The following is a 6,534-nucleotide window of genomic DNA, read 5'->3' on the forward strand; positions in this document are numbered from 1 at the left end:
CTGCAGGGTCACCGATCCCTCGCGGATGGACACGAGCCCGAACAGCGCCTTGAGGAGCGTCGACTTGCCCGCACCGTTCGGCCCGATGATGCCGATGAGCTCGCCCGGGTAGCAGTCCAGGTCGCAGCCGTTCAGGATGTTCACGCCCGGCAGGTAGCCGGCGACGAGGTTCTTCGCGCTGAGCACCGGCTCGCGTTCCAGCGTGGCCGCCGGGGACGGACTGGAGGCACTGCTCGCGTTCGTGGGGTCCGTTGCGTCCGTCATCGGGTCGTCTCCTCTGCTGCGTCCTCTTCGGCGACTTCCTCCGCCAGTTCCTCGAAGGTCTCCTCGGTGAGGAGCGAGTCGTCACCCAGGTCGGTGTCGTGGTGCGCACCGAGGTAGGCGTCGATCACGGCCTGGTCGTCCATCACTGTGTCCGCCGGGCCCTCGGCGACGACCTTGCCCTCGGCCATCACGACCACCCAGTCCGAGATGTGCCGGACCATGTGCATGTCGTGCTCGACGAAGAGCACGGTCATGCCGTCGTCGCGCAGGGACTGGATGTGCCCGAGGAGCGACTGGGTGAGCGCGGGGTTCACACCGGCCATCGGCTCGTCGAGCATGATCATCGTCGGGTCGGACATCAGCGCCCGGGCCATCTCGAGCAGCTTGCGCTGCCCGCCGGACAGCGAGCCGGCGTAGTCGTCCGCCTTCGTGTCGAGCTTGAACCGGGCGAGCAGGTCTTCGGCCTTGGCCGTGATCTCGCGCTCCCGCTTCGCCCACACCGGCTTGACCAGGGCGGCGAAGAAGTTCTCGCCGGGCTGGTCACGGGCACCGAGGAGCATGTTCTGCATCACGGTGAGCCGGGACAGCGCCTTGGTCAGCTGGAAGGTGCGGACCATGCCTTTGTTCGCGATGTGCGTCGCGCTCGTCTTCTGCAGCGTGGCGCCGTTGAACTGCGTCTTCGCACCCGGGCTCGGCTTGTCGAACCCGGTGAGCAGATTGAAGAACGTCGTCTTGCCGGCGCCGTTCGGGCCGATGAGGGCCGTGATGGAACCACGCTGGACCTCGAGGTGGTCGACGTCCACGGCGGTCATGCCCCCGAAGCGGCGGGTGACGTCGTCGACGGTGAGGATCGGGTCGGCCTTGGGGTGGCCGTAGGTCTCAGACACTGAACGTCAGCTCCTTCTTGTTGCCGAGCAACCCCTGTGGACGGAACACGATGAGCAGCATGAGCGCGACGCCGACGAGGACGTACGAGAACTGCTCGGCCTGCTGCGCGTTCATGATCGAGTCGGGGATGAAGTCGCCGGCGAGCGTGCGGATGAAGAGCCGGACGACGAAGAAGAGCACGGCTCCGAGCACCGGTCCGAACACCGTCGCCGCACCACCGAGGATGAGCGCCGTCCAGATGAAGAACGTCATCGAGCGGCCCATGGCGTCCGGCTGCACCGAACTCGGCAGCACGTAGATGATGCCCGCGATCGCACCGAGCGCCCCACCGAACACGAGCGCCTGCATCTTGTACGAGTAGACGTTCTTGCCGAGCGAGCGGACGGCGTCCTCGTCCTCGCGGATGGCCTTCACCACGCGGCCCCACGGGCTGCGCATCAGCAGGAAGAGCACCAGGGTGAACAGGGCGACCATGGCCCACGCGGCGATGCGGATCCACCAACCGTTGACGCCGTTGTTCGCGTACGTGAACCACAGGATCGTGGTGGTGCCGTCGGGCAGCGGGCTGAGGGCGGTGAACGGGTCGCGGTAGCTCGACCCGGTGATGCCGTTCGAGCCGCCCGTGGTCGAGGTGAGCAGGCTCGAGCGGCCCACCATGCGGATGATCTCGGCGCCGGAGATCGTGACGATCGCCAGGTAGTCGCCGCGCAACCGCAGGGTCGGGATGCCGAGGATGATCGCGAACACGATCGCGACGAGCAGGGCGATGAGGACCGCCATCACGAACGGCAGTCCGTTCGTGATCGAGATCGCGAAGCCGTAGGCACCGAGCAGCAGGAACGCCGCCTGGCCCATGTTCACGAGGCCGGTGAGCCCGAAGTGCACGTTCAGGCCGATCGCGGCCAGCGCGAACGCCGCCGTCGTCGGGGCGAGTGCCTCCTGGGTGAGCGAGGACAGCAGGTTGAGGATGTAGTCCATGCGCGTGCTCCCTTAGCCGATCCGCTCGGCGCGGCCGAAGATGCCCTGCGGCCGGAACAGCAGGATGAGGATGAGGATGACGAGGGCGGTGGCGTACTTGAAGTCACCGGGGAGCACCAGGTTCGTGAGCTCCACGACGACGCCGATGATCATCGAGCCGACCAGGGCGCCGTACGCGGTGCCGAGGCCACCGAGCGTGACCGAGGCGAACATGAGCAGGAGCAGCTGGAGCCCGGTCTGCCAGTTCACGCCGTTCAGGACGAGTCCGAGCATCACGCCGGAGAGCCCCGCGAGGCCGGCGGCGAGCGTCCACACGAAGCGGATCACCCGGTCGACGTCGATGCCGGAGGCCGCGGCGAGCGCCGGGTTGTCCGACACGGCGCGGGTCGCCCGGCCGAAGCGCGTCTTCGCCAGGAAGAGTCCGGTCGCGACGAGGACCACGAGCGCGATCCCCATGGCGACGTAGGACTGCACCGTCAGGGTGACACCGGCGAACCGGACGGTCTCCGGGTTGCCCTGCTGGATGCGGACCGTCGAGGCACCGAAGAAGTACTGGAACGCGTACTGGGCGGCGATCGACAGACCGATCGTGACGATCATGAGCTGCGTCAGGCTGATGCGCTTGCGCCGGAGTGGCCGCCAGATCGCGGCGTCCTGCAGGTACCCGGTCGCGGCGCACAACAGCGTGACGACGATCCCGGTGACCCAGATGTTCCAGCCGAGCTGGTTGGCGAACACGTACGCCAGCAGACCGCCGAGGGTGACCTGCTCACCGTGCGAGAAGCTCGACAGCCCCGTCGTGCCGTAGATGAGCGAGAGCCCGATCGACGCCAGGGCGATGAGCAACCCGAGCCGGAGCCCCGAGGCGAACTGCTGCCAGGCGCGCTGGATGCTCACGCTCGACGAGTCGGCCGAGGTGGTCGCGCCCTTCTGGTCGGACAGCTGGAAGATCTGCCCGACGTTGGCGTTCAGCGTCGCCTGCACCTTGCGGTCGGCGTCGGCGGCGTTCGTCAGGTACTGCCCCTTCGGCAGGGTGCCCTGGTCGACGCTCACCGTGTACTCGCCGGCCGTGTCGACGCTGACCGACCAGCGGCCGTCGGCGTTCGTCGTGGCCGTCTCGTCGAAGCCGCTCGGGCCGGTCACGTCGACGTCGACGCCCTCGGCCGGTTCACGCTCGGAGTCGGTGATCGTGCCCTGGATGCACCCGTTGTCGGGGCTGACGGTGCACGCCTGGCTGGTGGCCGGTGCCGAGGTGGCACTGAAGGCCGGCAGGGTGACCGCCCAGTCGATCAGGAAGGTCGCCAGGAACGCGGCGACGAGCACGGCCGCCAGGACCGGTCGTCGTCGTGCGTGGCGGAGGCGGAACAGGCGCGGCTGCGCCCGTCCCGGAGGAGTGATGGATCCCACGGAAGAGCCTCTCGTTCGGATGACGAGGAACCTATGGGGATTTTGTGACACCCGTGTTTCCAACACGTTCCCTGTGTGATTCGTACCCGAACTGTGACGTTGTGGAGGAACGCTCCGAGGCGGGCGCGATCCGTGCCTCCAGGCGGAATGCGGCGACAGCCGCTCGCGTTACCATGTCCTATCCGGAACCCGTCGTCGTGTTCCCGGTGTCTCGACACTTCACTCGCCCACGAAGGGGACCCATGGACCAGCCGGATCCGTTCGGATTCATCGGACTCACGTACGACGACGTCATGCTGCTGCCCGGGCACACCGACGTCATCCCGAGCGAGGCGTCCACGGCGTCCCGGCTCACCAAGCGGATCTCCGTCAACGTCCCGCTGCTCTCCGCCGCGATGGACACCGTCACCGAAGCCCGCATGGCCATCGCCATGGCGCGCCAGGGCGGCATCGGGATCCTGCACCGCAACCTGTCCATCGAGGACCAGGCGGCCTACGTCGACAAGGTCAAGCGCTCCGAGTCCGGCATGATCACCAACCCGGTGACCACCACCCCGGACGCCACCGTGGCCGAGGTCGACGCGCTCTGCGGCCAGTTCCGCGTCTCCGGCCTGCCGGTCGTCGAGCAGGACGGCACACTCGTCGGCATCATCACGAACCGCGACATGCGTTTCGTGGCCTCGTTCGAGCAGGCCACCACGTACGTGCGCGACGTCATGACGAAGGCCCCGCTGATCACCGCGATGGAGGGCATCGACCCCGAAGAGGCGATCGCCATCTTCGCGCAGCACAAGATCGAGAAGCTGCCGCTGGTCGACGCCGAGGGCAAGCTCCGCGGCCTCATCACCGTCAAGGACTTCGACAAGAGCGAGCAGTACCCGGACGCCACGAAGGACGACGAGGGCCGGCTCCGCGTCGGTGCCGCGATCGGCTTCTTCGGCGACGCCTGGCAGCGTGCCGAGGCCCTGCGTGACGCCGGCGTCGACGTGCTCGTCGTCGACACCGCCAACGGCGAGAGCGAAGGCGTGCTCGACATGGTCCGTCGCCTGAAGGCCGACCCGACGTTCGACGCGATCGACGTCATCGGCGGCAACGTCGCCACCCGCGCGGGCGCCCAGGCGCTCATCAACGCCGGTGTGGACGCCGTCAAGGTCGGTGTCGGCCCGGGCTCCATCTGCACCACGCGCGTCGTCGCGGGCGTGGGTGTTCCGCAGGTGACCGCCGTCTACGAAGCCTCCCTCGCCGCACGCGAAGCCGGTGTGCCGATCATCGCTGACGGAGGCCTGCAGTACTCGGGCGACATCGCCAAGGCCCTGGTGGCCGGTGCCGACACCGTCATGCTCGGCTCGCTGCTGGCCGGCACCGACGAGTCCCCCGGTGACCTGGTGTTCGTGAACGGCAAGCAGTTCAAGGCCTACCGCGGCATGGGGTCCCTCGGGGCCCTGCAGACCCGTGGCAAGAAGACCTCGTACTCGAAGGACCGCTACTTCCAGGCGGACGTGCCGAACGACGACAAGCTCATCCCCGAGGGCATCGAGGGCCAGGTGCCCTACCGCGGTTCGGTCGGCAACGTCGTCTACCAGCTCACCGGTGGGCTGCGGCAGTCGATGTTCTACGTCGGCGGTCGCACGATCCCCGAGCTGAAGGCCCGTGGCAAGTTCGTCCGCATCACGGCGGCGGGGCTCAAGGAGTCCCACCCGCACGACGTCCAGATGGTCGTCGAGGCGCCGAACTACCGCAGCTAGGTTCCGGGCCGGGCCGGTTCTGGTCCGCAAGACGCCGTCGTGTCGTTGAGACGCCGCCGAATTCGGCGGCGTCTCAACGCTTTCCGGGCGTGATTCGGAGACGACGGCGTCTTGCGACTCCTCCACAAGCGGCAACGGCCTGGAGGCTCTCCACCGGTCCGACGTGCGGGTCACCTCGCAGCATGGTCGCGTTCCAGGCTGCGGGCATGAACACGCTCGCCCAGACCGTCCTGGTCCGTGTCCCGTCGGCCCTGCACGAGCCGGTGCGCTTGTTCCACGGCGCCGCCGTCGAACGTCCGGAGTGGGAGGCGCTCTCAGTCCTGGAACGCCGGCGCCTGTTCGTCCGCGCGCGGTACGGGTCCTTGGCGTCCGAGTGCGTCGTCTCGGGGACGTCGGCCGCGGCACTGTGGGGGTTGCCCGACTTCGACGCTGCCGACTGGCGGTTGCACGTGATCGACGTCCGGCTCGACAAGACGCACACCGGTCGGGGCGTCGTCCGTCACACCGGGCGGATCCGGAACGGCGAGCGCGTCGTGGTCGACGGGATCCCGACGACGTCACTCGAGCGGACGGTCCTCGACATCGCGCGTCGGCAATCGTTCACCCACGCCGTCGTCGTCCTCGACCACGTGCTCCAGTGCGACATGCTCCGCCGCGAAGGACTCGTCGACGCACTCGAAGCACTCGGACGCGTGCGTGGATGCCGACAGGCAGACGCGGCGATCGCCTTCGCCGATGCGCGGGCCGAATCCCCCGGGGAGTCGATCAGCCGCGTCACCGCGCATCTCCTCGGAATTCCTGCTCCGGAGTTGCAGCACGAGTTCGAGACGCCGCGCGGCAGGTTCAGAACGGACTTCTGGTGGCCCGACGCCGGCGTGATCGGGGAGTTCGACGGTCGCCTGAAGTACGAAGACCCCCGGGCCCTCTGGGACGAGAAGAACCGTGAGGACGCGCTCCGACGGCTGCCCGAGGTGCGTGGGTTCGCGCGGTGGACGATGCGGGAGGCATCGGATGCACGAGCGCGGGCTGCGGTGTTGTCGGCGGCCGGGCTCCCGATGTTCCGTGCAGCGCCGATCAGCGCACGTCGCCAGCCGGGCTCGTGAGCAGCGACTGGCGGAGCGCGCACGACGCCGTCGTGTGCGTTGGACGCCGCCGAGTCCCCGAAACGCCGCCGAATACAGCGGCGTCTCGCGAGAACCGCGGCGTCGAAGTAACACGACGGCGTCTTCACCCCTGTCTCTTATACACATCT

6 protein-coding genes are annotated in these 6,534 nt (G+C 68.2%); 2 read left to right on the forward strand and 4 right to left on the reverse strand.

Annotated elements, in window-relative coordinates:
• The 4 genes from DEJ17_RS17255 to DEJ17_RS17270 form a co-directional block, all read right to left on the reverse strand.
• On the reverse strand, positions 1–264 hold a 264-nt coding region (locus DEJ17_RS17255; protein WP_258366889.1), incomplete at its 3' end, for an ATP-binding cassette domain-containing protein.
• Positions 261–1,151 carry an ABC transporter ATP-binding protein gene (locus tag DEJ17_RS17260; RefSeq protein WP_027466697.1) on the reverse strand — a complete coding sequence of 297 codons (891 nt, stop codon included), beginning with the start codon at positions 1,149–1,151 and terminating at the stop codon, positions 261–263. The genes DEJ17_RS17255 and DEJ17_RS17260, both read right to left, overlap by 4 nt.
• The gene (locus DEJ17_RS17265; RefSeq protein WP_027466698.1) at positions 1,144–2,130 is read right to left on the reverse strand and encodes a branched-chain amino acid ABC transporter permease; all 987 of its coding nucleotides are present in this window, start codon (positions 2,128–2,130) and stop codon (positions 1,144–1,146) included. Before DEJ17_RS17265 ends, DEJ17_RS17260 begins: the two co-directional genes overlap by 8 nt.
• A gap of 12 nt (positions 2,131–2,142) precedes the next feature.
• Positions 2,143–3,537 (reverse strand): branched-chain amino acid ABC transporter permease, encoded by a 1,395-nt coding sequence (locus DEJ17_RS17270; RefSeq protein WP_258366890.1) that lies wholly within the window; start codon positions 3,535–3,537, stop codon positions 2,143–2,145.
• 242 nt (positions 3,538–3,779) lie between these two features.
• Between DEJ17_RS17270 and guaB the strand changes: the two genes are divergently transcribed.
• Together guaB and DEJ17_RS17280 are read left to right on the forward strand one after the other, a co-directional pair.
• Complete coding sequence (gene guaB / locus DEJ17_RS17275; RefSeq protein WP_110895631.1) at positions 3,780–5,282, forward strand: IMP dehydrogenase; 1,503 nt, start codon at positions 3,780–3,782, stop codon at positions 5,280–5,282.
• Between the two features lie 206 nt (positions 5,283–5,488).
• On the forward strand, positions 5,489–6,385 hold the full coding sequence (locus DEJ17_RS17280; RefSeq protein ID WP_146239758.1) for a hypothetical protein: 897 nt from the start codon (positions 5,489–5,491) through the stop codon (positions 6,383–6,385).
• The last annotated feature ends 149 nt before the right edge of the window (positions 6,386–6,534 follow it).

It is taken from the genome of Curtobacterium sp. MCSS17_011 (assembly GCF_003224275.1).
Lineage (GTDB): Bacteria > Actinomycetota > Actinomycetes > Actinomycetales > Microbacteriaceae > Curtobacterium.